Source organism: Rathayibacter sp. AY1C6, assembly GCF_002931535.1.
In the GTDB taxonomy this organism is placed as follows: Bacteria; Actinomycetota; Actinomycetes; order Actinomycetales; family Microbacteriaceae; genus Rathayibacter.
In genome coordinates, this window is record NZ_PSWC01000006.1 from 73,631 (window position 1) to 97,808 (window position 24,178).

The following is a 24,178-nucleotide window of genomic DNA, read 5'->3' on the forward strand; positions in this document are numbered from 1 at the left end:
TTCGGGGCACGCGGTGAGGAGCGCTCCTCGTGCAACCCTGATCGGGATGAACGAGAAGGACGAGGTCATGCGCTCCGACATCGGAGGGCGTGACATCGAGCAGGCGCGGGCCCTCTTCGAGCAGTCGTACAACGGGCACCGCTTCGTCGTCGAGCCCGGCGAGGACTTCTCGTACCGCTACACCTCCGTCGGCGACGGCGATGTGACGCTCCGCGGCAGCCAGTTCGCCGGCTCCGTGCAGGGCTCGATCCAGACCGAGGGCGAGTACGTCGTCTCGTGGCTGACCGCCGGCGCGGGCGTCACCGATCTCGACGGCGACGCGGTGACCCTCGGATTCGGGAAGCCGGCGATCTTCGTCAACGACCGCCCCAGCCGGTTCGAGTTCCACGACTACCGCCAGAACCTCATCCACTTCGACGGCGCGTACCTCGAGGGCATCGCGGAGGAGGTCGAGGGCACCCGCGGCCCCCTCCTCTTCGACACGACCTCACGGCCCGAGGGCGCGGCGCTGCGGCGCTGGTCGGCGACCGTCGCGACGGTCGCCCGGGTGATCTACGACGCCGACAGCTCGCCGCTGCTGCGCCGCGAGGCCGACCGCGCGGTCGCCGTCGCCCTGCTCGAGACCTTCCCGCACTCGACGCTGGACACCCCCGGCGACCTCCGAGTACCCCGCTCGGGGCGCCTCCGCCAGGCGATCGAGTACATGTACGAGCACGCCCACGAGCCGCTCCGGACCGAGCAGATCGCCGACGCGGCGGGCATCGGCCTGCGGACGCTGCAGACCGAGTTCCGGCGCGAGTTCGGCTTCACCGCGGTCGACTACCTGCGGCGGATCCGGCTGGACGGCGTGCAGAAGGAGCTGCGGGCGGGCGAGTCCGGAGTCGTCAGCGTCAGCGAGGTCGCACGGCGCTGGGGCTTCGCGCACCTCGGCCGGTTCTCGGCCTCGTACGCCCACCGCTTCGGCGAGCGCCCCAGCACCACGCTCGACACCTGAGGCGTCAGAGGTAGTCGGTCCCGCCGTCGTCCTCGCTGTCGTCGCCCTCGCCGCGCGGCTGCACGGTCGGCCGCGCGGGCTGGAGCCGTCGGGTCTTCTCGCGCATCGACTCCACCGCCTCCGGATCGTCGAGGTCGACGCCGCGGTCGAGCGCCGGGCTGGTGAAGAGCTGGCTGGCCGGTCCGACCAGGAGACGGGTCTCGCCTCGCAGCCCCTCGTCCGAGAGCGACGGCACCACGACCAGGTCCGACTTCCCCACGTTCGCCAGCGCCTGCGCGTACTCGACGACCGCCGAGCACACCTCGTCGCCCAGCAGCACGAATCCGCTCGCGTAGTACAGCTTCTGCATCTCGCCCTCCCCTGGATCCCGGACCGCCCCTCCGGTCGGCCCGTCCCCCGACGCTAGGACGGCGCCGACCGGGCGCCCCACCCCTTGACGAGGGTGGGGCGGAGGGGTCAGAGTCCGCGCGGAACGGGCAGTCGCAGCGCGGTCGCGAGCGCCTCGACGACGCGGGTCGCGCGCACGTCGCCGACCCCCTCCATCCGGTTGGTGAGGAACGCGAAGCCGACTCCCGCGTCCGGGTCGGCGAAGGCGACCTGTCCGCCCGCGCCGTCGTGCCCGAAGCCGCTCGGCGTGAGGCGGCCTACCAGGCGGTCGCGGAGGCGGGGCTCTCGATCCCCGGCGACGTCGCCGTGGTGTCGTTCGACGACGACGAGCTGGCCGCCTACCTCCGCCCCGGGCTGACGACCGTGGCGCTGCCGCACGAGGAGATGGGCCGCCGGGCGGTCGAGCTGCTGCTGAGCGGCGCGCTGGGCGAGCGGGTGCTGGTGCCGATGCCGCTGGTGGAGTCGGGCGGAGCCGCCTCAGCCGGCCGAGCGGATCCCTCCGGTCGGACCCCAGGCGACTCCGGTGCCGCCCGCGTCGCCCTGGTAGTCGTCGGGCGAGAGGGTCATGCCGCTCGCGACGAAGTCGGCGGTCGCCGCGCAGTCCGTGACGACGACGTCGCCGTCGGAACGCGCGAGCCCGTAGAGGCAGACGGACTCGTCGGCGAGCTCCGCGGCCGAGAAGGAGTCGAGGCTGAGGGTGGCGAAGTAGTCGACTCCGGCGATGCTGCCCAGGTAGCGCGTCGGCCCCCAGTGGAAGACGCGGAGGCTCGCGAGGGTCGACAGCGGGCGCGTGGCGACGTCGTCGGGGACGGCCCAGGGCTCGGTGAAGACCTCCAGCGACGGGCGAGGGGCCAGCGCGACGGAGGCGGCCGTGCCGAGGGCGGCGAGCCCGAGCACGGCGACGAGGGCGGCGATCACCCCGAGGCGGCGGCGCGGGCGGGGCGTGGCGGAGGTGCGGGAGTCGGCGTCGTCGCCTCCGGTGGTCTCGCCGGTCTCGTCCCCACCGGTCCGGTCGCTCGCCGTCCCGCGGCCGATCCGGCCCTGGGCCGCTGCGGGCCCGACGGACGCGGCCAGTCCCGCGACCGCGGCGTCGAGCGCCTCCTCCCGCTCGCGGAGCTGCGCGCGCAGCAGTGCCAGCTCCTCGAGCGCCGCGGGGTCCGCCTCCGCGCTGAACGCCCGGCGCTCGAGCGCGGCCCGCTGCCTCCGCTCCTCCGGCGACGCGCCGTCGCGGCGCCGCTGCAGGGCGGCCCGGCCCCGACCGCGACCGCCCAGGGCTGAATCGAGCGCCGCCTCCGTCGCGGGATCGAGGTCGTCGAGCAGCCGCGCCGCGCGTGCCGGCGTGACCGCGATGCCGACGGACGCCGGCACGTCAGGCCCGGTCGCGGACGGCGCGCGCCAGCGACTCGAGGCGCTCCCGGTGCTCCGGCCACCACTCCTCCGGCACCGGCGGGAGGTTGTCGCCGGGCGTCCGGAGCCCGACCCGCCCGTCGATCAGCTCGCGGACGATGTCGGCGTGGCCCGCGTGCCGGTGCGTCTCCGCAGTGATGTGGACGAGGATCCGGTGCAGCGTCACGTCGCGGTTCGTCCACCAGGGGACCTGCCCGGGAGCGTCGAGCGGGAGAGCCGCGACCGTCGCGTCGGAGTGGGCCCACACGCGGCGGTACAGCGCGACGACGTCGGCCAGGGACTCGTCGGCCGTCGCCCACATGTCCGAGTTCGGCTCCGACTCGTCCTCCATCCACGGCATCGGCTCCGGGAACGGCCGCCCGAACACGGCGCCGAGGTAGCCCGCCTCGGTGCCCGCCACGTGCTTCACCAGGCCGAGCAGGTTCGTGCCCGTCGCCACCAGCGGCCGCCGCACGTCGTACTCGTCGAGCCCGTCGAGCTTCTGCAGCAGGGCGTCGCGCCCCTCCTGCAGGTAGCGGAGGAGGGTCTGCTTCGCGTCGTCGCTCATCCCCCCAGCCTGCCGCGCCCGCCCGAGCCGCGCCAGAGCGGTGCCGGAGCCGCGTCGTGTGCACACTGCAGGAAGGATCGCCCCGCGGGCACCGGGATCCGCGGATCCACGGGCCACCGGAGCGATTCTTCCTGCGTTGTGGACGGGGTCAGGCCGGGACGCCCGCTCCCGCCCGCTGGACCCGCGTGCCGACGAGGCGCTGCGACGAGGCGTCGATCGCGGCGGCCGGGCCGACCAGCTCGAGCGCCGCCTCCGTCTCGCGCGTCGCGCAGTCCGGGCCCACCCACAGCTCGACGCGGCCGGGCTCGACGATCCGCACGCCCTCGCGTCCGGTGAAGGCCAGGCGCGCGGCCGGGACCTCGAAGCGGACCTCCGCCTCCTCGCCGGGCTCGAGCGCGACCCGCGCGTAGCCGAGCAGCTGCGCCACCGGCCGGGTCACGCTCGCGAACACGTCGCGGGCGTACAGCTGCACCAGGTCGGTTCCCGCTCGCTCGCCCGTGTTGCGGACGCGCACGGTCGCCGTGAAGGAGCCGTCCGTCGGGGCGGACTCCTCGACCGCCAGCTCCGTCCGGGCGAAGTGCGTGTACGAGAGCCCGTGGCCGAACGGCCGCACGGGCGTGCTGTCGGCGGAGGTCACGTCCGACGGCCCGCCGAGGATCGGGTGCAGGTACGAGAACGGCTGCGCCCCGGCCGAGCGCGGCAGCGAGACCGGCAGGTGGCCGGAGGGGTCGACCCGTCCCGAGACGACGCCCGCGATCGCGCCGGCGCCCTCCTCCCCCGGGAAGAACGCCTGCAGCACGGCGGCCGGAGCCGACGGCCCGTCGAGCGCCCAGCCCACGACGTAGGGGCGGCCGGTCAGCAGCACGAGCACGACCGGGGTCCCCGTCGCCACGACGGCCTCGACCAGCTCGCGCTGGCGGCCCGGGAGCTCGAGGCTCTCGACGTCGTTGCCCTCGCCGACCGTGCCGCGGCCGAACAGGCCCGCCCGGTCGCCGACGACCACGATCGCCACATCGGAGTCGGCGGCCGCCCGGACCGCCTCGGCGATCCCGGAGGCGTCGTCCCCCTCGACCGAGCAGCCCTCGGCGAGCAGCAGCTCGGCCGAGCCGAACTCGTCGGCCAGCGCGTCCGCGACCGTCGGGATCTCGAAGCCCAACGGCACACCCGGGTGGTGCGCCAGCACGTGGTTGGCGAAGGAGTAGCAGCCCATGAGCGCGGGCGCGCTGTCGGCGTTGGGGCCGATCAGCGCGAGGCGGCGCGGCGCAGCGAGCGGCAGGACGCCGTCGTTGGCGAGCAGCACCACCGACTCCTCGGCCAGGCGGCGGGCGATGTCGCGGTGGGCCGGCGAGTCGAGGTCGATCGACTCGGGGGCGTCGTCGAAGCGCGCGTCGAGCAGGCCGAGACGCTCCTTCTGCGCGAGCACCCGCAGCACGGCCCGGTCGACGAGCGCCTCGTCGGCCTCTCCGGCCCGGATGCGCGCGGCCAGCGGAGCGAGGAACGCGTCGCCCGTGGGCAGCTCCACGTCGATCCCCGCGGCGAGCGCCAGCTCGGCCGCCTCGCCCAGGTCGGCGGCGACCGCGTGCATGAGGTGGAGGAACGCGACCGAGAAGTAGTCGGCGACGACCACGCCGTCGAAGCCCCAGCGCTCGCGCAGCACGCCCGTGAGGTAGGTGGGCGTCGCTCCGACCGGGTCCCCGTCGATCTCGGCGTAGGAGTTCATCACCGAGCGGGCGCCCCCGTCGCGGATCGCCATCTCGAACGGCGGCAGCAGCACGTCCGCGATCTCGCGCGGTCCGGCGTGCACCGGCGCGTGGTTGCGGCCGCCGCGGGAGGCGGAGTAGCCGATGAAGTGCTTCAGCGTCGCGTCGACGCCGGTGGACTGCAGCCCCTGCACGTACGCGGTGCCGATCGTGCCGACCACGTACGGGTCCTCGGCGATGCACTCGTCGACCCGGCCCCAGCGGGGGTCGCGGATCACGTCGAGCACGGGCGCCAGGCCCTGGTGGATCCCGAGCTCGCGCATCGAGCCGCCGATCACGGCGCCGAGCTCGGCCACGAGCTCCGGGTCGAAGGAGGCGCCCCAGGCGAGCGGAGTCGGGAACGTCGCGGCCTGCCAGGCGGCGAGCCCGGTCAGGCACTCCTCGTGGACGATCGCCGGGATGCCCAGCCGCGTCTCCTCGACGAGCCGGCGCTGCTCCGCCCACAGCCACTGAGCGCGCTCGAGCGGATCGACGGGGCGCGTGCCGTAGACGCGGGTCAGCTGGCCGATCCCCTCGCGGGTCGCCTCGGCGTACCCGGTCGAGGTGGCCATCTCGCCGGCGAGCGGGGCGACGACCTCGCCGCCCTGGTCGACCCAGTAGCCGACCAGCTGGGAGAGCTTCTCCTCCAGCGTCATCCGGCCCAGCAGCTCGGTGGTGCGGGCGGACGGGGCCTGGGGGTCCTCTGGTGCGTGCGGTGCGGTCACGGTGCGACCCTCTCTGCGGGTGGGGCGACGGGTGCGGACGGGACGGGGGACGCGGCGGACGGGCGGAGCGATCCGCTCATCCCTTCACCGCCCCCGTCAGCCCGCCGACGATGCGGCGCTCGAAGACGCTGAAGAAGATCAGCGCCGGGATCATCGACAGCGACACGAAGGCCAGCACCTTCGCCGTGTCGACCGAGTACTGCGACGAGAACGCCTGCACTCCGAGCGGGAGCGTGAAGGTGGACTCGTTGTTGAGGATGAACAGGGGCAGCAGGTAGCTGTTCCAGCTCGCGATGAACGCGAGGATCCCCGTGGTGATCACGCCGGGCATCGCCAGGCGCACGACCATCCGGAAGAAGAAGCCGATCCGGCTGCAGCCGTCGATGAAGGCCGCCTCCTGGATCTCGTCCGGGATCGCGCGGAGGAACGGCACCAGGATGATGATCGTCGTCGGCAGGCCGAACGCGATCTGCGGCAGCACCACTCCGGCGAGCGAGTTCATCAGGCCGAGGCTCTTGATCACCAGGTAGAGAGGAGTGATCGCCACGGTCATCGGGAACATCAGGCCGGCGGCGAAGAGCGCGTAGAACACGCCGCGTCCGGTGAAGTCGTAGCGGGCCAGGACGTAGCTCGCCATCAGGCCGAGCACGACCACGCCGAGCGTCGTCGCGAGGCCGGCGATGGTGGAGTTGCCGACCTCCTGCCAGAAGACTCCGCCGGTGATCACGTCGAGGTAGTTCTGCACGTTCCACGGCGAGGGCAGGCCCGCCGGGTCAGTGGTGATCTGCGCGTTCGTGCGGAAGCCGCCGAGGATGATGTACGCCACCGGGGCGAGCATCAGCGCGATCACGACGATCGCCACGACGTAGGCGATCGTGGTGCCGCGGCCCAGGGGCTGCCGGCGCCGCTTCACCGCGAGAGGCCGAGGGGTCTCCGGAGTGATCGGCGGGGCCGTCATCGTCGTGCCGGTCATCGCTTGTCTCCCGTCAGTGCGCCCGCCGTGTCGCGCCGGAGCACGAAGCGCTGGTAGAGCAGCGCCACCACGAGCGAGATCAGGAACAGGACCACCGCGACGGCGTTCCCGTACCCGTAGTTGCCGGCGTTGCGGCCGTTGGTGACCAGGTAGATCGCCATGGTCGAGGTGCCCGCGGTCGAGGACACGTACTGGCCCCAGATGATGTAGACGAGGTCGAACAGCTGCAGTGCGCCGATGATCGACAGGAACGCCCAGATCCGCAGGGTCGGCGCGAGCAGGGGCAGGGTGATCCGCCGCTGCACCTGCCAGTAGGAGGCGCCGTCGATGGCCGCGGCCTCGGACAGCTCCTCGGGGATGCCCTGCAGACCCGCGAGGAAGAGGATCACGGCGAAGCCGATGTACTTCCACGTGATGATCAGCATCAGCGTCCAGATCGCGATCGCCGGATCCGAGAGCCAGTCCTGCTTCAGCGCGCCGAGGCCGACCTTCTCGAGCAGGCCGTTGACCGCGCCGCTGGTCTGGAGCATCAGGCTCCAGCCGGTGCCGACGACGACCTCCGAGATCACGTACGGCACGAAGATCAGGACGCGGATGATCGACTGCCCGCGCAGCTTGCGGTTCAGCAGCAGCGCCAGGAGGATCGCGACCGGCCCCTGGAGCACGAGCGAGAGCACCACGATGATGCCGTTGTGCGCGAGGGCGTCGTGGAAGGTGGGGTCCTGCAGGATCGTCAGGTAGTTGCGGAAGCCGACGAAGTCCGTCGGCACTCCGTAGCCCTGCCAGCTGAAGAAGCCGTAGTAGGCCGCCATCACGACCGGGAAGATCACGAAGGCGAGGAAGACGATCAGCGCCGGGCCGACCAGGAGCGCGATCTCGAAGCGCCCCGCCCAGCCCACGCTGCGGCGGCGCCGGCGCACCGGAGGCGTCGAGGTGACGCCTCCGGTGCGCGCGGTCCCGGGGGGCTCATCCACTCCGAGGAGCGGGCTCTCGCGGAGTGCCATGGTGGCTAGGCCTTCGCCGCGGCGGCGTTGACGGCCTCGACCAGCTGCTCGGGGTCGCTCTTGCCGGCCAGCAGGTCGACGACTCCGACGTTCAGCGCGTTGCCGACGTTGAGGCCGTAGACGGTGTCGAGCCACTGCGAGACGTACGGGGCCGAGTTGTAGGCCTCGAGGATCTGCTGCAGGTACGGCTCGGTGACCGCCTCCTGCGCCACGGTGTTCACCGGGGGCGCGTTGAAGGCCGCGTAGTACTCCTTCTGCACGTCGGAGGTGGCCAGGTAGTTGAGGAAGTCGACGCACTCGTCGGGAGCGCCCGCGGAGCAGGAGTAGCCGTCGACGCCGCCCATGATCGCGCCGGCCTCGCCGTCGCCGCCGTCGATCTCGGGGAACGGGAACCAGCCCAGGTCGGGCAGCGGCTTCTCGTCGGGGGTGAGGGAGGCGATCACGCCGGGGTTCCACGCGCCCATGAGCTCCATCGACGCCTGGTGGTTGGCGAGGAGTCCGGCCGAGCTGCCCGCGCCCTGCTGGGCGGCGGTGGTGAGGAAGCCCTCGTTGAACGGCTCGGTCGCCGCGAAGTCCTGCAGGTCCTCGCCCGCGCGGACCCAGCAGTCGTCCGAGAAGTCCTTGGTGTCGGCCGCCTCGGCCATGGTGTCGGCGCTGCACTCGCGCAGCGCGAAGAAGTAGTACCAGTGTGCGGCGGGCCAGGCGTCCTTCGCGCCGAGCGCGACGGCCTGGGCTCCGCTGCCCTTGATCTTCGTGATCGCCGAGTCGAGCTCGTCGATGGTCTTCGGGGTCTCGGTGACGCCCGCCGCCGTGAAGAGGTCCTGGCTGTAGAACAGGCCGCCCGGGAGGACGGCGACCGGCATCGCCCAGACCTTGTCGTCGAGCGTGTTCGCCGAGAACGAGCCCTCGGGGATCTCGCTGCGCGCCTGGTCCGAGATGCCGTCAGTGAGGTCCTTCAGCTGTCCGCCCGCGACCATGGCGGCGAGCTTGCCGCCTCCGCGCTGGAGGAAGACGTCGGGGGCGTCGCCCGAGTTGAGCGCCGTCTGGAGCTTGCCGTCGAGATCCTCGTTCTGGATGGCCTGCGACTCGATGGTCACTCCGGGGTTCGCGGCCTCGAAGTCCGCGATCGTCTTGTCCCAGAACTCCTGGCCGGGGCCCGTGGTCGAGTTCTGCCAGAGGGTCATCGCGACGGTGCCGTCGCTCGATCCCGAGTCCTGGGCCGAGCAGCCGGTGAGGGCCGCGACCGTGCCGAGCAGGGCTGCTGTCGCCACTGCGATCTTCCTGAACTTCATCGTCCAACCGTTCTCTTCATCGAGGGCGCCACCTGATGCACCGGCGCCGTGGGGGTTCCCGCCTTCGCGGGTGGAGTCAGTGTCCGCAGTGCTTGCGAAAGTGGTCAAACGTTTTCGAAATGGTTTTCGAAGCACGGGTTACAGTCGGCCACATGACCACCCGACCGACCATCCACGACGTCGCCGCTGCCGCCGGCGTCTCGGTGGCGACGGTGTCCAAAGCCGTGAACGGCCGGTACGGCATCGCCCCCTCCACCGCCACCCGCGTGCTCGAGGTCGTGCGCGAGCTCGGCTACGAGTCGAGCCTCGTCGCGAGCAGCATGCGCTCCCGGCGCACGGGCGTGATCGGCGTGCTCGTCGCGGGGTTCGAGCCGTTCAGCGCCGAGATCCTGAAGGGCGTGGGGTCGGTGCTGGCGGAGTCGCGGTTCGACCTGCTCGCCTACTCCGGCTCCCACGAGGGCGAGCAGGAGGGCTGGGAGCGGCGCTCGCTCAGCCGGCTCAGCGGCACCCTCATCGACGGGGCGATCATGGTGACGCCGAGCGTGGTGAGCGCCCCCTCCGACATCCCGCTCGTCGCCGTGGACCCGCACACCGGCCGCGCCGACCTGCCGACCGTCGAGTCCGACAACTTCGGCGGCGCCCTGCTCGCCACCCGCCACCTCGTCGCCCTCGGGCACCGCCGCATCGGCTTCGTCGCGGGCCGCGGCGACCTGCGCTCGGCGCGGCTGCGGGAGGCCGGCTACCGGGCGGCGCTGGCGGAGGCCGGCATCGCCTTCGACGAGCGCCTGCTGCGGGTGGGCAACTACCACCGCGACACCGCCCGGCGGCCCGCCTCCTCGCTCCTGTCGCTGCCCGACCGCCCGACCGCGGTCTTCGCCGCCAACGACGTCTCGGCGCTGGCGATCATCGAGACCGCCGCGCACCTGGGCCTCGCCGTGCCCCACGACCTGTCGGTGATCGGCTTCGACGACGTGCCCGAGGCCGCCCGCTTCGATCCGCCGCTGACCACCGTCCGCCAGCCGATGCAGACGCTCGGAGCGACCGCCGCCGAGATGCTGATCGCCCTGATGGCCGGGCGCGAGCCGCGCTCGCTGCACGTGCAGCTGCCGACGCAGCTCGTCCGCCGCGCGACGACGGGACCGCCGGCATGAGCGGCGACGGGACCGCCGGCACGGGCGACGAGCTGGAGGACGACGGCCCGACCGCGGTGCACGCCGCCCTCTTCGACGCGCTGGAGCTGGTGGACCTGCCCGCGCTCGAGGCGCTGCTCGACGAGCGCTTCGTGATCGAGCACCCGACCGGCCTGGTGCAGTCGCGGGAGGAGTGGCTCGCCGACATCGACGAGGCGCGCAAGGAGTACCACGAGATCGACCACGTCGAGAGCGCCCTCTCGGGCGGCGCCGCGCACCCGGTGCTCACCTCCCGCACCGTCACCGAGGCGACCATCGGCCCCCTGCACGCGACCTGGCGGCTCCAGCTGACGAGCCGCCTCGTCCGCCGCGACGAGGGGTGGGTGATCACGCGGACCGTGGTGACGAGCTGGTGAGGCGGGCGGACCGGCGCGTCCGCGGCCGGCTGCGGGCGCGGCGGGCAGGATCGACACCGTGCTCCTCCAGGTCGTGACCCGCTCCGCCCGCCCGGCCGCCGAGATGTTCGACCGGGCGCGCGACATCGATCTGCACATGCGCTCGCAGGCCGGCGCTCGCGAGCGCGCGGTGTCCGGGACGACCACCGGGCTGATCGGCCTGGGCGAGCACGTGACCTGGAGCGCCCGGCACTTCGGCGTCCCGCTCCGGCTGACCAGCGCCGTCACCGCGCTCGACGCCCCGCACTCCTTCGTCGACGAGCAGACCCGCGGTCCCTTCGCGACCTTCCGGCACGAGCACCGCTTCGAGTCCGACGGCTCCGGCTCCGGCTCCGTGATGATCGACCGGCTCGAGTACTCCGCGCCGCTCGGCGTCCTCGGGCGGATCGCGGAGCGGCTGGTGCTCGACCGGCACCTGCGGCGGCTGCTGGAGGAGCGCGGCGCGTTCCTCGCCGGGGGCGACCGGTGAGCGTCGCGGTCCGGACCCTGCTGACGCTCGTCGCCGTCGCCGGGGTCCTCTCGCTCGCGACGACCTCGGTCCTGTTCGCCCTGTCCTCCCTCGACACCGGCCGGGACCCCGGCGAGCTGCTCCTCCCGCTGGCCCGAGCGCTTCTGGCGACCGCCGTGACGGCGGCTGTCGGCGGGCTCCCCTACTCCGCGGGACGGGGTCGCGCGCCCTGGCCGGTCCTCTGGACCGCTTCTACGGTCTGCATCCTCGCGATCGCCTGGCTCGTGGTCTCGATCGCGGCGTGGACCGATGCGGGCGACGGGACGGACGCCGTCGTCACGCTGCTGACCGTGGTGCCCGCGGCCTGCTGCTCGATCGCCGCGGTGCCGGTGACCGAGCTCGTCCTCCGGGTGGGAACGCGCAGGATCGGCGCCCGCTAGCGGATCCGTCCGCGCCGCTTGACGTTGACGCTGCGTCAACCCGTACCGTCGCTTCCATCGCCGCCGGAGTCCCCGGCGACGCGGAGACGGAGGGCGCTGTGGAGCAGGAGTGGACCGTGCACGAGGTGGCGCGGCTGGCCGGTACGACCAGCCGGACGCTGCGGCACTACGGGGCCGAGGGGCTGCTGCCGCCGAGCCGGGTGGGCGCGAACGGCTACCGCTACTACGACGCCGCCGCGCTCGTGACGCTGCAGCGGATCCTGCTGCTGCGCGACCTCGGTCTCGGACTGCCCGAGATCGGGCGGATCCTGCGGCGCGACGCGGAGCCGGTGGCCGCTCTCGAGCGGCACCTCGACGTGCTCCAGGAGGAGCGCCGACGGCTCGACCGCCGCATCCGGGCGGTCACCGGGACGATCACCACGATGAGAGAAGGGAACGGGCCGATGGCCGAGGAGATGTTCGACGGGTTCGACCACGCGGAGCACCGCGAGGAGGTGGAGCGCCGCTGGGGTGCCCCGGCGTACGCCGACGGCGACCGCTGGTGGCGCTCGATGAGCGCGGAGGACCGCGAGCAGTGGCAGCGGCGGCAGGCGGACCTCGCCGACGCCTGGACCGCCGCGGCGGCGAGCGGGGCGGATCCGACCGGGCAGGAGGCGCTCGCGCTGGCCGAGCGGCACCGCGCCTGGCTCGCCGAGGTGCCGGGCACGCCCCGCGACGCGACCGGCGGCCCGAGCGACGAGTACCTGCTCGGGCTCGGCGAGATGTACGTCGACGACGAGCGGTTCTCGGCGCACTACGGCGGAGTCGCCGGCGCCCGGTTCGTCCGCGACGCGCTGCGGGCACTGGTCGGGCGGCGGGGATGACGGAGGTTCCGTCTGCCGGGCCGGGACCCCGCTCCGGAACGGCATGATCGCCTGATGGGACGCATCCGATTCAGCAGTCCGGGCTGGGACGAGGACACCGATCGGGGGCCCGCGCCCGACCCCGACCGTGCCCGGTACTCCCGGGACGACGGGGCGAGGTTCGCCGCGATCACGCTCACCTGCCTGTCGGTCCTCCCCGCGATCGTCCTCACGGCCGCGTTCTTCCTCGTGCGACTCCCTCCCCTGGACCGCGACGACCAGCCCGACTGGACGGCGCCGCGCGCGGAGGTCCTGGCTCCGTGGCTGCTGCTGTTCCTGCTCCCACCGCTGGTCACGGGACTGCTCGCCCGTCTGGTCGGCGGGCGGGACTCCTTCCACGGGTTCCTGCCGTCCGCCGCGGTCTGCCTCGTGGTGATGGCGCCGTTCCTCGGGCTCTCGCCCCTGTCGCTCCTCGGCTAGGCGCCGCCTCTCACGCCTGCAGGACCACCGCGCCGTAGTGGGTGCCGGCGCCCGTGCCCACCAGCAGCACCGACTCCCCCGGCTGCACGCGCGAGCGGTGCAGGGCCAACGGGATCGCGCTGCCGATCGTGTTGCCGACCTCGCCGAGCGTGATCGTCATCCGGTCGCGACCCCAGAGGCGGGCCATGCCCTCGAGCCCGGCCGCGCTGGTCTGGTGCGGGACCACCCGGTCGATGCCGGGGAGCCCGCTCGAGAGGCCCGGCCGCACCTCCTCGAGGAACGCCGGGAAGTGCCGCAGCGCGTCGACGAGCAGCGCCTTGCCCTGCATGTCGAAGCGGAAGTCGGCGAGCCGGTCGGGCGCCTCCTCGATGCGGATGCGCGAGCCGAAGCCGCGCAGCTCCGCGTGGCGCACACCGCTCGGGCGGGTGCGGAAGTGCGTGGTGACCAGGCCCTGTCCCGGAGTCTCGGCGCGGCCGATCACGACGGCGGCGGCCGCGTCGCCGAAGAGCAGGGCGCTCTCGGGCTGGCCCGGGTCGATGCCGCGGCTGCCGCAGTCGGTCGAGACGATGAGCACGGTGTCGGCGCGACCCGTGGCGAGGAGGAACCCCGCCTCCTGCAGAGCGAAGAGGAACGACAGGCAGGTGGCGCCGACGCTGTACGCCGAGACGTCGTCGAGGCCGAGTCCCGCCGCGAGCAGTGCGCCTCCGTCCGGGATCGCCTGCAGCTGAGTGCCCGAGGCGTTGAGCACCACGTCGACCGTGTCGAGTCCGGCCGCCGCGAGCGCCCGGCGGGCGGCGAGCAGGCCGAGCTCCAGCGGGTCCTCGTCGTCGGTGACCCAGTGGCGGGTGCGCACGCCGGAGCGGCGCTCTGCCTCGTCGGCGGGCAGGCCGCAGAGCGCGGCGACCTCGGCGGTCGTGACGATCCGCTCGGGCAGCGCTTCGCCCGTGCCGAGGATGCGGAGCGGGAGGAGGTCGGGCACGCGGGCCCCTTCCTGCCCCGGGACGTGCGGAGCGAATCCCTGTATAGCGCGCCTCTGCGCTTCTGCGTGCCGTGTCGGCGCGGTTTGACGGCACGGGCGCCCGCCGACACCATGGTCCCGGAGCGGGGGACGGATGGACGCGCGCGGTTTCTGGGTGGTCGTGCCCTTCCTCAACGAGGAGAAGCTGCTCGGCGGCGCCCTCGACGCGCTCGCCCGCCAGACCGATCCGGACTTCACCCTCCTGCTCGTCGACAACGGCAGCGCCGACGGCTCGCGCGCCGTGATCGACGAGTTCCGCCGCCGGTGCCCGGAGCGGCAGGTCGCCGTGATCGACGAGGCGCAGAAGGGCACGGGAGCCGCCTCCGACACCGGCTTCCGCCACGCGATCGCCGAGGGCGCGACGGCCGTCGCCCGCACCGACGCCGACTGCCTGCCGAGCGCCGACTGGGTGGCGAGCCTCAAGGCCGACCTCCGCGGCGGCGCCCGCTTCGTCGGCGGCCGCCTGTCCCCGCGGCGGGACGAGGCCGTCTACCGCTGGTACGACGGCGTGCTCGGCACCGCGCTGATCCGCCTGATGGAGCACGCGCCGGCCGTCTTCTACCGCCGGCCCGGGCAGCGGTACCGGATGTTCATGGCCGCCGGCTGCAACCTCGCGATCGACGCCGCGCTGTACCTCCAGGTCGACGGCTTCCCGCGCTCGAGCATCGACGACACCGACGAGGACCTGGAGCTGCACCTCAAGGTCTGCCAGGTGATCGGGCGGAGCGAGGCGCTGCTCGACAAGGACGCGGTCGTGCTGATGTCGATCCGGAAGGGCAAGGCGCTCGGGTACCTGGGGATCCTGCTCTGGTACTGGGGCCGCAAGCGCGGGCTGGAGGTCGTCGATGTCCGCTGAGCGCCGGCGCCGCGTGCTGATCACCGGGGCGACGGGCTTCCTCGGCGGCTACGCCGTGCGCGAGTTCCTGGCCGCGGGCGACGACGTGCTCGCCACCGGTCGCGCCCCCGAGGCGCTGGCGCGGCTGGAGGAGGAGGGCGCCACGGTCCTCCGCGCCGACCTCGCCGAGCTGGGCGCGACGACCGTCGAGGCCGACGTGCTCGTGCACGCCGCCGCTCTGTCGAGCCCGTGGGGAACGTGGAGCGAGTTCGAGCGCGCGAACGTCGCGGGGACCGAGGCGATGATCGCGCTGGTCGAGCGCTGCGGGATCCGCCGCTTCGTCTTCGTCTCCTCGCCGAGCATCTACTCCGCCCGCCGCCACCAGTACCTGGTGCGGGAGGAGGAGGTCGACACCGGCAGCCGGATGAGCCTCTACATCCGCAGCAAGATCGAGGCCGAGTGGCTGCTGCAGGAGGCGCACCGCGCCGGCCGGATCCCCGAGCTCGTGATCCTGCGCCCCCGCGGCCTGATCGGCGTCGGCGACCCCAGCCTCCTCCCCCGCTTCGTCGCCGCGAGCCGCCGCCGCGGCATCCCCCTCTTCGACGGCGGCCGGAACCCCGTCGACATCACCTGCGTCGAGAACGCCGCGCACGCGCTGGTGCTCGCCGCCGACGCTCCCGTGGCCGACGGCGGCGTCTACAACATCACCAACGGCGAGCCCGCTCCGCTCGGCGACCTCCTCGAGCGCTTCTTCGCCGCGATGGGCGAGGAGCCGCGCTTCATCCGCGTGGACCTGCGCGTGCTGACCGCGCTCGCCGAGATCCTGGAGCGGGTCTACCGCCTGCTGCCCGGCCGCGAGCCGCCGTTCACCCGCTACACCGTGGCGACCCTCGCCTACGCCCAGACCCTCGACATCTCGCGGGCGCGGACCGAGCTCGGCTACGAGCCGACCGTGCCGCTGGCCGAGGGCATCCGCCGGGTCGGCGAGCACTTGAGGAGGTCGCGTGGCTGAGTCGTCGCTGCAGGTAATGGCGTGCGGGAGCACCGTCTTCCCGCTGTCCCGGGTGTTCCGCGGGAAGGGGCTCCCCCGCCGCGTCTTCCCCTCGAACGTCTTCCTCTACACGCACGCGAGCGGCCGGCGGGTGCTCGTGGACACGGGCTACCCGCCGACGTTCCGCGGGACGGGCCTCGTCGGACGGCTGTACGAGCGGATCCTGCCCGCGACGGTGCCGGACGACGAGACCGTCGACCAGCGGCTGCTCGCCCTCGGCCTGACCCCGGCCGACGTGGAGTTCGTGGTGCTCACGCACCTGCACCCGGACCACGTGGGCGGCGTGCGCTGGTTCCCGGACGCGACGTTCGTGCTGTCGTCGGGCCAGGTCGCCTCCGTGCGGCGGAACCGCGTGCGCGAGGGGATCTTCCGCGCGCTGCTGCCGCCGTGGTTCGCGGCCGGGATCGTGGCGGACGAGCAGCCCGCGACGACGATCAAGGGGCTGACCGGATTCGACCTGTTCGGCGACGGGTCGCTGCTCGTGGTGCCGCTCCCGGGGCACGCACGCGGGCACCTGGGGGTGCTCGTCGAGGGGCGCGTGCTGGTGGCCGGCGACGCGGCGTGGGGGCGGGAGTTCCTCGGCTGGTCGTCGCGCCTGCGCCGGCTGCCGCGGTTCATCAGCGACGACGCGCGGTCGCACGAGCGGACGTCCGAGTTGCTCGAGCGTGTGGAGGCGGCGGGGGTGCGGCTGTGCTTCTCGCACGACGCGTATCCGGAGGGGGACGTGGCGCTGGGTGGAGCGGCCGCGAGTAGCGGCCAGGACCTCATCGACCTCGACGGTGAGAGCTCCCGTCTCCGCTAGACGGGAGGCGACTCAGGTTCACGGGGTCCTCGGCGGATCAGCCGTTCGAACGTCCCGCGAGAGGCCCCGTCACCGGGCATGTCTTTCGGGACGCTGCGGACCGCGAGATCTCGAGTTACGATGCTCGACCAGCCGGCGGTCGTCAGCGGGGCAGGTGCTCGTAGGGGACGCGGCGGCTCAGCCAGGCGAGCAGACCGGCGGCGAGCGCCGCGATCGCCGCAGGGATGAGCAGCAGCCAGAGGGCCGAGGTCACGGCGACGAGGACGAGCGCCGCCGCGGCGACGCCGGCGCCGATCGCGAAGTTCCAGCGCACGTCCGTCGCCACTCCGCCCTCCGGACGCGCCCACAGCACGACGAGGGCCGTCGCGATCGGCCCGAGCAGAAGCCCCAGCACGAACCAGCGCCACCGCGAGCGGCCCTTCTGCTCGGCGAGACCGGCGGTGACGATCGCGAGTCCGAACCAGATCCAACCGGAGTCCTGGGTGAGTGTCATGCGTGGAGCCTAGGGCGCGGGCAGGATCGCCCTGGAGAGGTCGCCGGTCGGGAGCGTGGGCCCGTCGCCCGCGTCTCCCGCCCAGCGGTCCACGGCACGGCCGCTGACCTGGACCGCTACCCGGGCACCACCGCGAAGGAGGCTCCGTCACTGGCAAGTGTTCCGGTGGTTCTGACGGGACACCGAGTGCCGAGCCCTGGTGCGCAGCAACGCGGCGGATCCGTCGAGCGGGCCGGTGTAAGGCCCCTCAAAGGACGAGCTCGGTGGCGAACGTCTGCAGCGCCTCCTCGATGATCGATTACAAGCTCAGCCAGAATCGCAAGTCGTGAGAGTGGCCGGCATCACCCTGGCGTCCTCCGGCGCGGTCGACAAAATGACAGCCCGAGTGCACCCTAGACCAACTCGCACCGGTCTTCAGGGATAGCGGAAGTAGCGTCGCAATCACCTTTAGAAAGCCCTTTGGAGACAGCGAGTCAACCGAGGTTTCGAAGGGAAAGCGCCGCCTAGGCCATCCCCTCGCCTCCGAGTAGCTGGCCGAAGTATCGCGCTCCGTTAAATTCGCACGCAGGCTCTCACCGCGCGGCGACGAAGACTCGCGCTCCGGATGACGTGTTCTCGATAACCCACGCGCCACCGGCGACCTCAGTCTCGGGGACACTGACGGGGACGTTCACGTTGACCACGTCTGTGCCCTCGTAGACATCACCGATGTCGTACGGCTTGTTCTCGATGTCGACGGTGTAGTCATCCATTGTGCTGTAGGACTTTCCAGCCGCGCTCACGAACGAGGCCTGAATGTTCGGCCAGAGCGCGAGAGGTCCGCCGGCCGCCTGCCCCTGGGCCGTGGCCTGCTTGTTCGAGTTCTCCCAGTCGATCTGCACGACGAGCGGGAGAACGGAGTACCCCGGGGCCACCTGCGTTTCGGCCGAGGCCCCGACCTTGAACGCCGAACCTTCGGCGAATGGCAACACCTGGCCGACAGGTACCGGATTCTGACGCGTTCCGATTGCTGCTTCGGTAGCAGCTTGGGTCGTCGGGGCGACCGAAGCCGTGGCGGGTGCCTCGGCTGCTTGCGTGGCCATAGGCTCGGCCTGCGGCGTCGAAGTGCATCCGGTTGCGATGAACGCTACGACGGAGAGCGTCAGGGCGCTCTTGAGCAGGCTTCTCTTCATTGTTCCCCCAGTGGTTCGGACGGCCTTCGATCGTCTCACACATCCTGACACGACTGATGTGTCTCCACTCACGCGCGAAGGACGGCGGACACTGCGAGGAGACAGTGCGATTCGGTCGTTTTGACCATTGCAAAGGTGCTGTTCTCGTGTCGCCCGACTACAGGTCCTCACTCCCAGCGGGCCCGGCGGGATCCTCTTACCCGACAGCCCTTGTGTTCACCGCTACTTGCTGGAGCCGCGTGCAGCGAATCGAGCGTCAGCCCCAGGCCCGAGCTGATCGCGCAGTAAAAGCCTTGCAGCCATGCTCCCATCGGGCATGTCACACGACTGCCGTCTTCCTCCGCTACCCGGGCACCACCACGAAGGCGACGCCGACGACGACGCCCAGCACGAGAGCCACTGAGCCGAACCCGATCAGGAGGGCGAACGTCAGCGGACGGGTCTCCCGGAAGCTCATCGTTCCGGGGATCAGCTCGTTGATCTCGGCGGGGCTCAGCGTCTTCTCCGGGGCGGGCGGCGCCTCGATCTCCCGCCGACGAGCGGCTCCGGTCAGGCGCGCCCACACGCTCCGGCTACCGGTGTGCACGCCACGCGCCGCCGGCAGGAGCGGCGTCGTCACGGCGGCGACGACGGCCCGCAGATCCTCGATCTCCCAGTCCGCCCCGCGGAGCCGCAGCGACCGGCTCCCGTCCGACAGGAACAGGATCAGCGACGGGGGGAGATTGATCCCCTCACTGTTGGGGCCGGCGGGCACCCACGCGAGCAGCGCCTTCACCGACGGGTCGGCGCGCTCGAAGGTCACGACCCTGCCTCGCGCGTCTGTGCACTCGATCGCCCGGTCCGAGATCCGCAGCGACGCGCTGGCGAGGAACCGCCGGTTGCGGAGCGCCAGCACTCCGACGATCACCAGAGCCACCACGGTGGCGAAGCCGAACAGCCCGAGGTAGACGGCCAGCGCGGCACCGCGGTCGTCGGCGATCACGACTCCCCAGACGCTCCCGGCCAGCAGGACCAGCGCGGGGAGGACGGCGACGGGCCTCAGGCGTCGCGACTCGTTCTTCTGCCGGGCCCTCGAGGGCCGGAACTCGCGAACCGGCTCCGAGCGGTCCGTCCGTCGCCGCTCCATCAGGCGGACGCTACGGACGGAGAGCCGGTGCGGACGCGGTTCCGAAGAGGGTCGTCGAGGCTGCGGCGCATGGCGTCAGGGTAGCGGTGGCGTTCCGTCGGGCCGCGCTCGCGACCGAGCCTCCGCGTGGTTCCAGCATCACGCGATCCTCTCGTGTCCTACCTCTTCTTCGATGCCCCTCGCCCAGTCACCGGAGGGTGAGCGGACGCGGCACGCTCGTCGATCCGTGCGGGACGTCACCGCACGACAGGTCGGCCCCTCCCGGGGTGCCGCTGCCGGGCACGATCATCCGAGCGAGGGCTCGTCCGGGTCGACAGACTGGGCTGGTGTCCTCACCGATGACGATCCGCGCCGTGCCGACCTCGGCCCGGCGTGAGGAGATGCACCTCAGGTTCCATCTCGCAGAGAGCAGGCCAGTGCTGCCTCTCGCGGCCGTCCCCGGCGATCGGCCTCCTCAAGACCTTCCGTACCGGGCAGCGCGCTGGACGCACGCGGGACGCCGGGCGCGGCGGCAGCCCGCCGGGGGCCGAGCGCCCTGACGCGATTCCCGCCCCGCCGGCGACACGCCGCCCCCACTCGACGCACGCACCTACCCACTCCAGACAGGACCTGCCATGACCTCCTCCCTCTCCCACCCGGCGAGCCGCTGGGCTCTCGACCACATGCCCCTCACCGCGCAGGCCGTCCGGGAGCTCGCTCCGGTGCTCTCCGGGAAGAAGCTGGCGATCTGCCTCCACGTCGAGCCCAAGACCGCCGCCCTCGTCTCGCTCCTCGTCGAGGCCGGGATGGACATCGCTCTGACGGGCTCGCCCGGAACCACGAAGGACGACGTCGCCGACGACCTCCGCGCCCTCGGCGTGCACGTGCACACGAAGCAGAGCGACGGCGAGGCGGAGCACCTCCGCAACATCGAGGAGGTGCTCGAGCACGATCCCGATCTCACCCTCGACAACGGCGCCGACCTGACTCTCCGGCTCATCGACTCGGGCGTCCCGGACCACTACCTCGGCGGCACCGAGGAGACCACCACCGGCGGCATCCGCCTGCGGGAGAACAGCGCGACCCTCCCGCGACCGGTCGTCGTCATCAACGACTCGCCCCTCAAGCTGATCGTCGAGAACGAGTACGGGGTCGGCCAGAGCGTCGTCCAGGGCTTCATGAACGCCACTAACCTCATGATCCCCGGCACGCGCGCCGCGGTCATCGGCTACGGCCCGTGCGGACGCGGAGTAGCCGACACCCTCTCGCAGCTCGGAGCGCGGGTCTCCGTCGCCGACGTCGACCCGATCCGCTCGCTGCAGGCGATCCTCCGCGGCCACCGCGTCGGAGCCGTCGCCGACGTCCTCTCGGACGCGCAGTTCGTCTTCACCGCCACCGGCGCACCCGGCGTCATCGGCGCGGCAGAGATCGACGCGTTCGCCGACGGCGCCGTGATCGCCGGCGTCGGCCACTTCCCGTGGGAGATCGACGAGGACGCCCTCGCGGCCGCCACGGAGTCGACCACCGAGTTCGCCGACGGACAGCGCCGGCAGGGCATCCGCCTGAAGAACGGCAAGCGGATCGTCCGCCTCGAGAACGGCCGGATGATCAACCTCACCGCGGCCGGCGGCAACCCGATCCAGGCGATGGACCTCGGCCTGACCCTCCAGGCACGGAGCCTCGCCGCTGTCGTCACCGCGGACCTCGACGCCGTCGTGCAGCCCGTCCCGGCCGACGTCGAGCACCGCATCGCGACCGACCTCGTCGCCCTCCTCAGCCGCTGAGGAGCGCCGGGCAGGAGGGCCTCGTCGGGCGCAGCGGGTCGGGATCACGACCCCGCTGCGCCGACGTCGTCGCGGTTGCCGGCAGCAGGAGTGGGCATCCGTGGCCGCTCCCGCGAGGCCGAATCAGCGGACCCGCCCGGCTCACGGGCCCGTCACTCGCGGCCGAGCCAGTCCGTGATCGCGCTGACGACGCGGTCGAGGTGGGACTCGAGCAGGAAGTGCCCGCCGTCGACGAGCTCGATGCGCGCGTGAGGCGCGTCGCGGAGGAACGCCTGGGCGCCGGCGGGGGCGAAGATCTCGTCGTTCCGGCCCCAGACGGCGAGGACGGGGACTCCGGACTCGCGGATCCACGCGTACACGAATTATGAAGTGACACAACTCAGTTTCAGTGGCAATCTCGACATGCAAAAGATCACAAGCGTTGCATATGCGTTTGACTACAAGTTTTCTGCCGCATCAATCGATGCCGCAGCTTGCGCCTTATCACGCTGCTCGTTTGAAACCGACTCCAACAGCTCCGAAGCGAAAATGTCGTCAGTCTCTAGTCTGATATTGAAGAGAATTTGCGCATAGGTGTGCTGAAGTGGTTCATCATACCGCCAGCGTCCGTCTGGGGTATTGCGTAATAGACCACCTCGCTCATCGCTAGCGAGCTGAGGCAGAAAGGCGCTCAAGTTTCCAGCCGGGTACCCTGGCGTCGATTCCTTGATCTGTGCCAAGATCTCGGCATGCGTGCCGCCACGCTCAGGAAGGCCAGCAATCGCTCGAAGGATTACGGCGCAATTATCGAATTTTCGTACGCGCTTAAGAAAGACTCCCTTTTCAAAGTCCTCCTTCATATTGCCGCTCATCGAGCGGGCGTACGATCGCGCTGCGAGCACGAGAACATCGTGCGTTATAAGCCGAGCCTCTCCAGGAACGGGCGTCTCGATGCCTAGTTGTTGGAGGCATCTCAAGGCCAAAGCGTGGGTTGCGCTTGCCACACCAGAAGATAACCGAATTATTTCGTCTTTAACTTCGGAAAAATTGACATTCAAGAGAAGCGCGCCCTTCTCTAGGATTTGGCTCAATTCTTCGGGTGTCAGCGGCTTTACTGAAAGCTGCGCAACCCGAGTTTTGACATCAGCCGGAGCTCGAACAATTGCTCCTGCCGTTTCGGCCGCGCCAAGTACAACTACGCCCGTGCGCTTGCTTGCCCTGTTTACAAAAACCTTCAACAAGTCCGCGACCTGCTCTTTTACTTCCGGTTTAACCTTGTGAAGGTCTTCGATAATCCAAGTTATTTGCCGCTGAGCCAGTTCTGCCTCAACTCGTTGAGGTGTCAACTGGGTTTTAACGACGGGCTGAGATACGCTTCCTTGCGTGTCTTCGCTTTTCAAATGACTTTCAATTTTGGCTGCAACGACATCCGAACCAATGGATCCGCCGATTTCGGAGCCTATGCTGTTCTCGGCGGATAGGTCACTGATCGCAAATACACCGAGTTCGTCGAATACCGATGCTAGAATCTCCGTGTAGGTCGTCGCTCCGGTGCAGTGTGTCGAAAGATGCTTGCGACCAAGGTCAAGTAGACTGTGGTCTACAAGACTTGATTTTCCTGCACCCGATTCGCCATATACAATGATTTGTGTGCCAGGCGTGCGCAGTGCTGCTTGTAGATCGCTTTGAACTTCACCTCGTCCGATAAACCCGCGTTTTGCGGAGGAGGTCGGAGTGAAGACGTCCTCAGCGAGGATCGGCCTGAGTGGTTGCGGAGGAGCGGCCTGAACCTTCTCAGCCCTTGGCTTCCGCCTGAACCAGTCAAAAACTCCCATTGCTACCTCCGTCGACGCGTCACAGCTTAGCGACTGTCGCGAGCACGCTGGGCGACGCCCATCAGGCTGACCTTCAGATGTCGGGTCCTGATGCTGGCTCGATCCTGCGGAGGTCGATCCGCGCAGGTTCGCCGTTACGTCGATGCGCCTAAAGTTCACGTTTACGAGCGTCGCTGTGGCGAGAAACGCAATGTCGAAGCCCGTTATGCAGAGGTCTCGGAACCATAGGGATGCGGAGCGTCTCGTTGGACGGCTCATACCGGCGTCCGTCGCTGTGTGAGGACGCGCGGGCGTTGATCTCGCAACTGTGGCGTGATACCCCGCGGGGCGCCGGTCGCGTAGCAGGCCGCTGCGAGTTGGTTGCTGTCTACCGATCGCCTTGCAAAACAGTAGCTTTTTGAGACGCATCGTTCAGCGCTCACGGATCCGGATTTTTGGGATGTCGGTTATCTTGCGAAAATATACTGCCGTGTTTCGTCTCAGGTGGGGACTGGAGGGTATTTTCGAGTCAGAATGACGTCGTGAGGGTTCTGGGCGATACGCGTGTGAGTACGTCGAGTTAGGACGCGCAGCTGCAGCTCGACGCACTCGTCGCCGCCGACGTGCAGAGGCGCGACGTCTTCGCGAACGTCACCTCGGGGAGCAAGACCGCGATCGAGCGGACCGGGATGAAGAAGCCCATCAGCGACACCGTCGTCGTGTGGCGAGTTGACCGACTTGGCCGTCCGCTGCTCGACATGCTGAACACGGTGAACCTGCTGCGAGAGCGCGGTGTGCAGGCCCGGTCGATCTCTGACGACATCGCCCGTCGACGTCGACGGGCCGGCTGATATTGAAATGCTCGCCACCTTCGCGGAATACGAGCGGGAGCTCATCGCGGAACGGCTCAACGCCGGCATCACCGCAATGCGTGCGAACGGAACTCGCTTCGGCCAGCCTCCGTCGGATCCAGTCGTGATCGCGGACAAGCTCGCGATCGCCGCGGACGCTCGCGGTCGCGGCCGCACCGCCGGAGGACGCTGCTCGTCTAGTCCGGCGGAGTCGCGCGACGCTCTACCGCCACCAGCAGGCTCAGACGACCCGCGAGAGCGCAACAATGTAGCTGATTTTTGGCGACATGATGCGATCACAAAAGGTTGCCTCCGGACAAGCAACTTCGTAAAACGCGTGTGACCACCGGCCTTGTATGCCATAACGGACTCCTACACCCGCAGCGCCCCCAGTGGCAGTGCGCCAACGCT

At 70.8% G+C, this 24,178-nt stretch carries 24 protein-coding genes and 2 pseudogenes; 13 read left to right on the forward strand and 13 right to left on the reverse strand.

Going from position 1 to position 24,178, the window contains the following annotated elements:
• The first annotated feature begins 46 nt into the window (after positions 1-46).
• A complete protein-coding gene (locus C5D36_RS05670) occupies positions 47-994 on the forward strand; it encodes an AraC family transcriptional regulator (protein ID WP_104295379.1) in 948 nt (315 codons plus the stop codon).
• 4 nt (positions 995-998) lie between these two features.
• Here C5D36_RS05670 and C5D36_RS05675 read toward each other — a convergent pair whose 3' ends face one another.
• Positions 999-1,343, reverse strand: coding sequence for a hypothetical protein (locus tag C5D36_RS05675; RefSeq protein ID WP_104223414.1), 345 nt, complete (start codon positions 1,341-1,343; stop codon positions 999-1,001).
• A 107-nt stretch (positions 1,344-1,450) separates the two neighbouring features.
• The gene (locus C5D36_RS17320) at positions 1,451-1,759 is read right to left on the reverse strand and encodes a serine hydrolase (RefSeq protein WP_146078844.1); all 309 of its coding nucleotides are present in this window, start codon (positions 1,757-1,759) and stop codon (positions 1,451-1,453) included.
• Between C5D36_RS17320 and C5D36_RS17325 the strand changes: the two are divergent.
• Positions 1,664-2,659 (forward strand): annotated as a pseudogene (locus tag C5D36_RS17325) (substrate-binding domain-containing protein); the annotation flags it as partial. The gene C5D36_RS17320 and the pseudogene C5D36_RS17325 overlap by 96 nt on opposite strands.
• A 91-nt stretch (positions 2,660-2,750) precedes the next feature.
• Here C5D36_RS17325 and C5D36_RS05685 read toward each other — a convergent pair.
• The 5 genes from C5D36_RS05685 to C5D36_RS05705 all read right to left on the reverse strand — a co-directional run bounded on the left by C5D36_RS05685 (position 2,751) and on the right by C5D36_RS05705 (position 9,068).
• Positions 2,751-3,335 carry a DinB family protein gene (locus tag C5D36_RS05685; protein ID WP_104295380.1) on the reverse strand — a complete coding sequence of 195 codons (585 nt, stop codon included), beginning with the start codon at positions 3,333-3,335 and terminating at the stop codon, positions 2,751-2,753.
• A gap of 148 nt (positions 3,336-3,483) precedes the next feature.
• A complete protein-coding gene (locus C5D36_RS05690; RefSeq protein WP_104295381.1) occupies positions 3,484-5,730 on the reverse strand; it encodes a glycoside hydrolase family 3 N-terminal domain-containing protein in 2,247 nt (748 codons plus the stop codon).
• A gap of 145 nt (positions 5,731-5,875) precedes the next feature.
• Positions 5,876-6,772 (reverse strand): carbohydrate ABC transporter permease, encoded by an 897-nt coding sequence (locus tag C5D36_RS05695; RefSeq protein WP_104224899.1) that lies wholly within the window; start codon positions 6,770-6,772, stop codon positions 5,876-5,878.
• Positions 6,769-7,776, reverse strand: a complete 1,008-nt coding sequence (locus C5D36_RS05700; protein WP_104295382.1) for a carbohydrate ABC transporter permease — start codon at positions 7,774-7,776, stop codon at positions 6,769-6,771. The genes C5D36_RS05695 and C5D36_RS05700 overlap by 4 nt, the downstream gene beginning before the upstream one ends.
• Positions 7,777-7,781: 5 nt before the next feature.
• Positions 7,782-9,068: an ABC transporter substrate-binding protein gene (locus tag C5D36_RS05705; protein ID WP_104295383.1), complete on the reverse strand. Its 1,287-nt coding sequence runs from the start codon at positions 9,066-9,068 to the stop codon at positions 7,782-7,784.
• A gap of 152 nt (positions 9,069-9,220) precedes the next feature.
• On the opposite strand from C5D36_RS05705, the gene C5D36_RS05710 reads away from it, so the two are divergent.
• The 6 genes from C5D36_RS05710 to C5D36_RS05735 all read left to right on the forward strand — a co-directional run bounded on the left by C5D36_RS05710 (position 9,221) and on the right by C5D36_RS05735 (position 12,863).
• On the forward strand, positions 9,221-10,219 hold the full coding sequence (locus C5D36_RS05710; protein WP_104224902.1) for a LacI family DNA-binding transcriptional regulator: 999 nt from the start codon (positions 9,221-9,223) through the stop codon (positions 10,217-10,219).
• On the forward strand, positions 10,216-10,614 hold the full coding sequence (locus C5D36_RS05715) for a nuclear transport factor 2 family protein (RefSeq protein WP_104295384.1): 399 nt from the start codon (positions 10,216-10,218) through the stop codon (positions 10,612-10,614). Before C5D36_RS05710 ends, C5D36_RS05715 begins: the two co-directional genes overlap by 4 nt.
• 58 nt (positions 10,615-10,672) lie before the next feature.
• A complete protein-coding gene (locus C5D36_RS05720; RefSeq protein WP_308471293.1) occupies positions 10,673-11,122 on the forward strand; it encodes an SRPBCC family protein in 450 nt (149 codons plus the stop codon).
• Positions 11,119-11,541: a hypothetical protein gene (locus C5D36_RS05725; RefSeq protein WP_104295385.1), complete on the forward strand. Its 423-nt coding sequence runs from the start codon at positions 11,119-11,121 to the stop codon at positions 11,539-11,541. The genes C5D36_RS05720 and C5D36_RS05725 overlap by 4 nt, the downstream gene beginning before the upstream one ends.
• Positions 11,542-11,639: 98 nt before the next feature.
• On the forward strand, positions 11,640-12,404 hold the full coding sequence (locus tag C5D36_RS05730) for a MerR family transcriptional regulator (RefSeq protein WP_104295386.1): 765 nt from the start codon (positions 11,640-11,642) through the stop codon (positions 12,402-12,404).
• Between the two features lie 54 nt (positions 12,405-12,458).
• Positions 12,459-12,863: a hypothetical protein gene (locus C5D36_RS05735; protein ID WP_104295387.1), complete on the forward strand. Its 405-nt coding sequence runs from the start codon at positions 12,459-12,461 to the stop codon at positions 12,861-12,863.
• A gap of 10 nt (positions 12,864-12,873) precedes the next feature.
• On the opposite strand, the gene C5D36_RS05740 is transcribed toward C5D36_RS05735, so the two are convergent.
• Entirely contained in the window at positions 12,874-13,842 is a 969-nt protein-coding gene (locus C5D36_RS05740; protein WP_104295388.1) for a 3-oxoacyl-ACP synthase III family protein, read from the reverse strand.
• A gap of 133 nt (positions 13,843-13,975) precedes the next feature.
• Between C5D36_RS05740 and C5D36_RS05745 the strand changes: the two genes are divergently transcribed.
• The 3 genes from C5D36_RS05745 to C5D36_RS05755 are packed head-to-tail and all read left to right on the forward strand — an operon-like array spanning position 13,976 to position 16,569.
• Positions 13,976-14,737, forward strand: coding sequence for a glycosyltransferase (locus C5D36_RS05745; RefSeq protein ID WP_104295389.1), 762 nt, complete (start codon positions 13,976-13,978; stop codon positions 14,735-14,737).
• Entirely contained in the window at positions 14,727-15,728 is a 1,002-nt protein-coding gene (locus C5D36_RS05750) for an NAD(P)-dependent oxidoreductase (RefSeq protein WP_104295390.1), read from the forward strand. Before C5D36_RS05745 ends, C5D36_RS05750 begins: the two co-directional genes overlap by 11 nt.
• On the forward strand, positions 15,721-16,569 hold the full coding sequence (locus C5D36_RS05755) for an MBL fold metallo-hydrolase (protein WP_146083714.1): 849 nt from the start codon (positions 15,721-15,723) through the stop codon (positions 16,567-16,569). The genes C5D36_RS05750 and C5D36_RS05755 overlap by 8 nt, the downstream gene beginning before the upstream one ends.
• 142 nt (positions 16,570-16,711) lie before the next feature.
• On the opposite strand, the gene C5D36_RS05760 is transcribed toward C5D36_RS05755, so the two are convergent.
• From C5D36_RS05760 to C5D36_RS05770, 3 genes are all read right to left on the reverse strand, one after another.
• Positions 16,712-17,062: a hypothetical protein gene (locus C5D36_RS05760; protein ID WP_104226336.1), complete on the reverse strand. Its 351-nt coding sequence runs from the start codon at positions 17,060-17,062 to the stop codon at positions 16,712-16,714.
• A gap of 572 nt (positions 17,063-17,634) precedes the next feature.
• Complete coding sequence (locus C5D36_RS05765) at positions 17,635-18,234, reverse strand: hypothetical protein (RefSeq protein ID WP_146083715.1); 600 nt, start codon at positions 18,232-18,234, stop codon at positions 17,635-17,637.
• A gap of 343 nt (positions 18,235-18,577) precedes the next feature.
• Positions 18,578-19,360: a hypothetical protein gene (locus tag C5D36_RS05770; RefSeq protein ID WP_104295393.1), complete on the reverse strand. Its 783-nt coding sequence runs from the start codon at positions 19,358-19,360 to the stop codon at positions 18,578-18,580.
• Positions 19,361-19,974: 614 nt separating this feature from the next.
• Between C5D36_RS05770 and C5D36_RS05775 the strand changes: the two genes are divergently transcribed.
• A complete protein-coding gene (locus C5D36_RS05775; RefSeq protein ID WP_104295394.1) occupies positions 19,975-21,123 on the forward strand; it encodes an adenosylhomocysteinase in 1,149 nt (382 codons plus the stop codon).
• A gap of 152 nt (positions 21,124-21,275) precedes the next feature.
• On the opposite strand, the gene C5D36_RS05780 is transcribed toward C5D36_RS05775, so the two are convergent.
• Positions 21,276-21,482 (reverse strand): alpha/beta fold hydrolase, encoded by a 207-nt coding sequence (locus C5D36_RS05780; RefSeq protein ID WP_258062873.1) that lies wholly within the window; start codon positions 21,480-21,482, stop codon positions 21,276-21,278.
• 78 nt (positions 21,483-21,560) lie between these two features.
• On the reverse strand, positions 21,561-22,937 hold the full coding sequence (locus tag C5D36_RS16575; protein ID WP_181072784.1) for an ATP-binding protein: 1,377 nt from the start codon (positions 22,935-22,937) through the stop codon (positions 21,561-21,563).
• Positions 22,938-23,509: 572 nt separating this feature from the next.
• On the opposite strand from C5D36_RS16575, the pseudogene C5D36_RS05785 reads away from it, so the two are divergent.
• Positions 23,510-24,039 (forward strand): annotated as a pseudogene (locus C5D36_RS05785) (recombinase family protein).
• Positions 24,040-24,178 lie beyond the last annotated feature (139 nt).

Excerpts from the sequence above, each read along its gene's own strand:
- C5D36_RS05670 (WP_104295379.1), top strand. The coding sequence starts at position 47 with ATGAACGAGAAGGACGAGGTCATGCGCTCCGACATCGGAGGGCGTGAC.
- C5D36_RS05770 (WP_104295393.1), bottom strand. The coding sequence starts at position 19,360 with ATGGAGCGGCGACGGACGGACCGCTCGGAGCCGGTTCGCGAGTTCCGG.
- C5D36_RS05745 (WP_104295389.1), top strand. The coding sequence starts at position 13,976 with ATGGACGCGCGCGGTTTCTGGGTGGTCGTGCCCTTCCTCAACGAGGAG.
- C5D36_RS05705 (WP_104295383.1), bottom strand. The coding sequence starts at position 9,068 with ATGAAGTTCAGGAAGATCGCAGTGGCGACAGCAGCCCTGCTCGGCACG.
- C5D36_RS05710 (WP_104224902.1), top strand. The coding sequence starts at position 9,221 with ATGACCACCCGACCGACCATCCACGACGTCGCCGCTGCCGCCGGCGTC.
- C5D36_RS05700 (WP_104295382.1), bottom strand. The coding sequence starts at position 7,776 with ATGGCACTCCGCGAGAGCCCGCTCCTCGGAGTGGATGAGCCCCCCGGG.
- C5D36_RS05765 (WP_146083715.1), bottom strand. The coding sequence starts at position 18,234 with ATGAAGAGAAGCCTGCTCAAGAGCGCCCTGACGCTCTCCGTCGTAGCG.
- C5D36_RS05690 (WP_104295381.1), bottom strand. The coding sequence starts at position 5,730 with ATGACGCTGGAGGAGAAGCTCTCCCAGCTGGTCGGCTACTGGGTCGAC.
- C5D36_RS05695 (WP_104224899.1), bottom strand. The coding sequence starts at position 6,772 with ATGACCGGCACGACGATGACGGCCCCGCCGATCACTCCGGAGACCCCT.
- C5D36_RS05750 (WP_104295390.1), top strand. The coding sequence starts at position 14,727 with ATGTCCGCTGAGCGCCGGCGCCGCGTGCTGATCACCGGGGCGACGGGC.
- C5D36_RS05735 (WP_104295387.1), top strand. The coding sequence starts at position 12,459 with ATGGGACGCATCCGATTCAGCAGTCCGGGCTGGGACGAGGACACCGAT.
- C5D36_RS05760 (WP_104226336.1), bottom strand. The coding sequence starts at position 17,062 with ATGACACTCACCCAGGACTCCGGTTGGATCTGGTTCGGACTCGCGATC.
- C5D36_RS05675 (WP_104223414.1), bottom strand. The coding sequence starts at position 1,343 with ATGCAGAAGCTGTACTACGCGAGCGGATTCGTGCTGCTGGGCGACGAG.
- C5D36_RS05715 (WP_104295384.1), top strand. The coding sequence starts at position 10,216 with ATGAGCGGCGACGGGACCGCCGGCACGGGCGACGAGCTGGAGGACGAC.
- C5D36_RS16575 (WP_181072784.1), bottom strand. The coding sequence starts at position 22,937 with ATGGGAGTTTTTGACTGGTTCAGGCGGAAGCCAAGGGCTGAGAAGGTT.
- C5D36_RS05775 (WP_104295394.1), top strand. The coding sequence starts at position 19,975 with ATGACCTCCTCCCTCTCCCACCCGGCGAGCCGCTGGGCTCTCGACCAC.
- C5D36_RS05685 (WP_104295380.1), bottom strand. The coding sequence starts at position 3,335 with ATGAGCGACGACGCGAAGCAGACCCTCCTCCGCTACCTGCAGGAGGGG.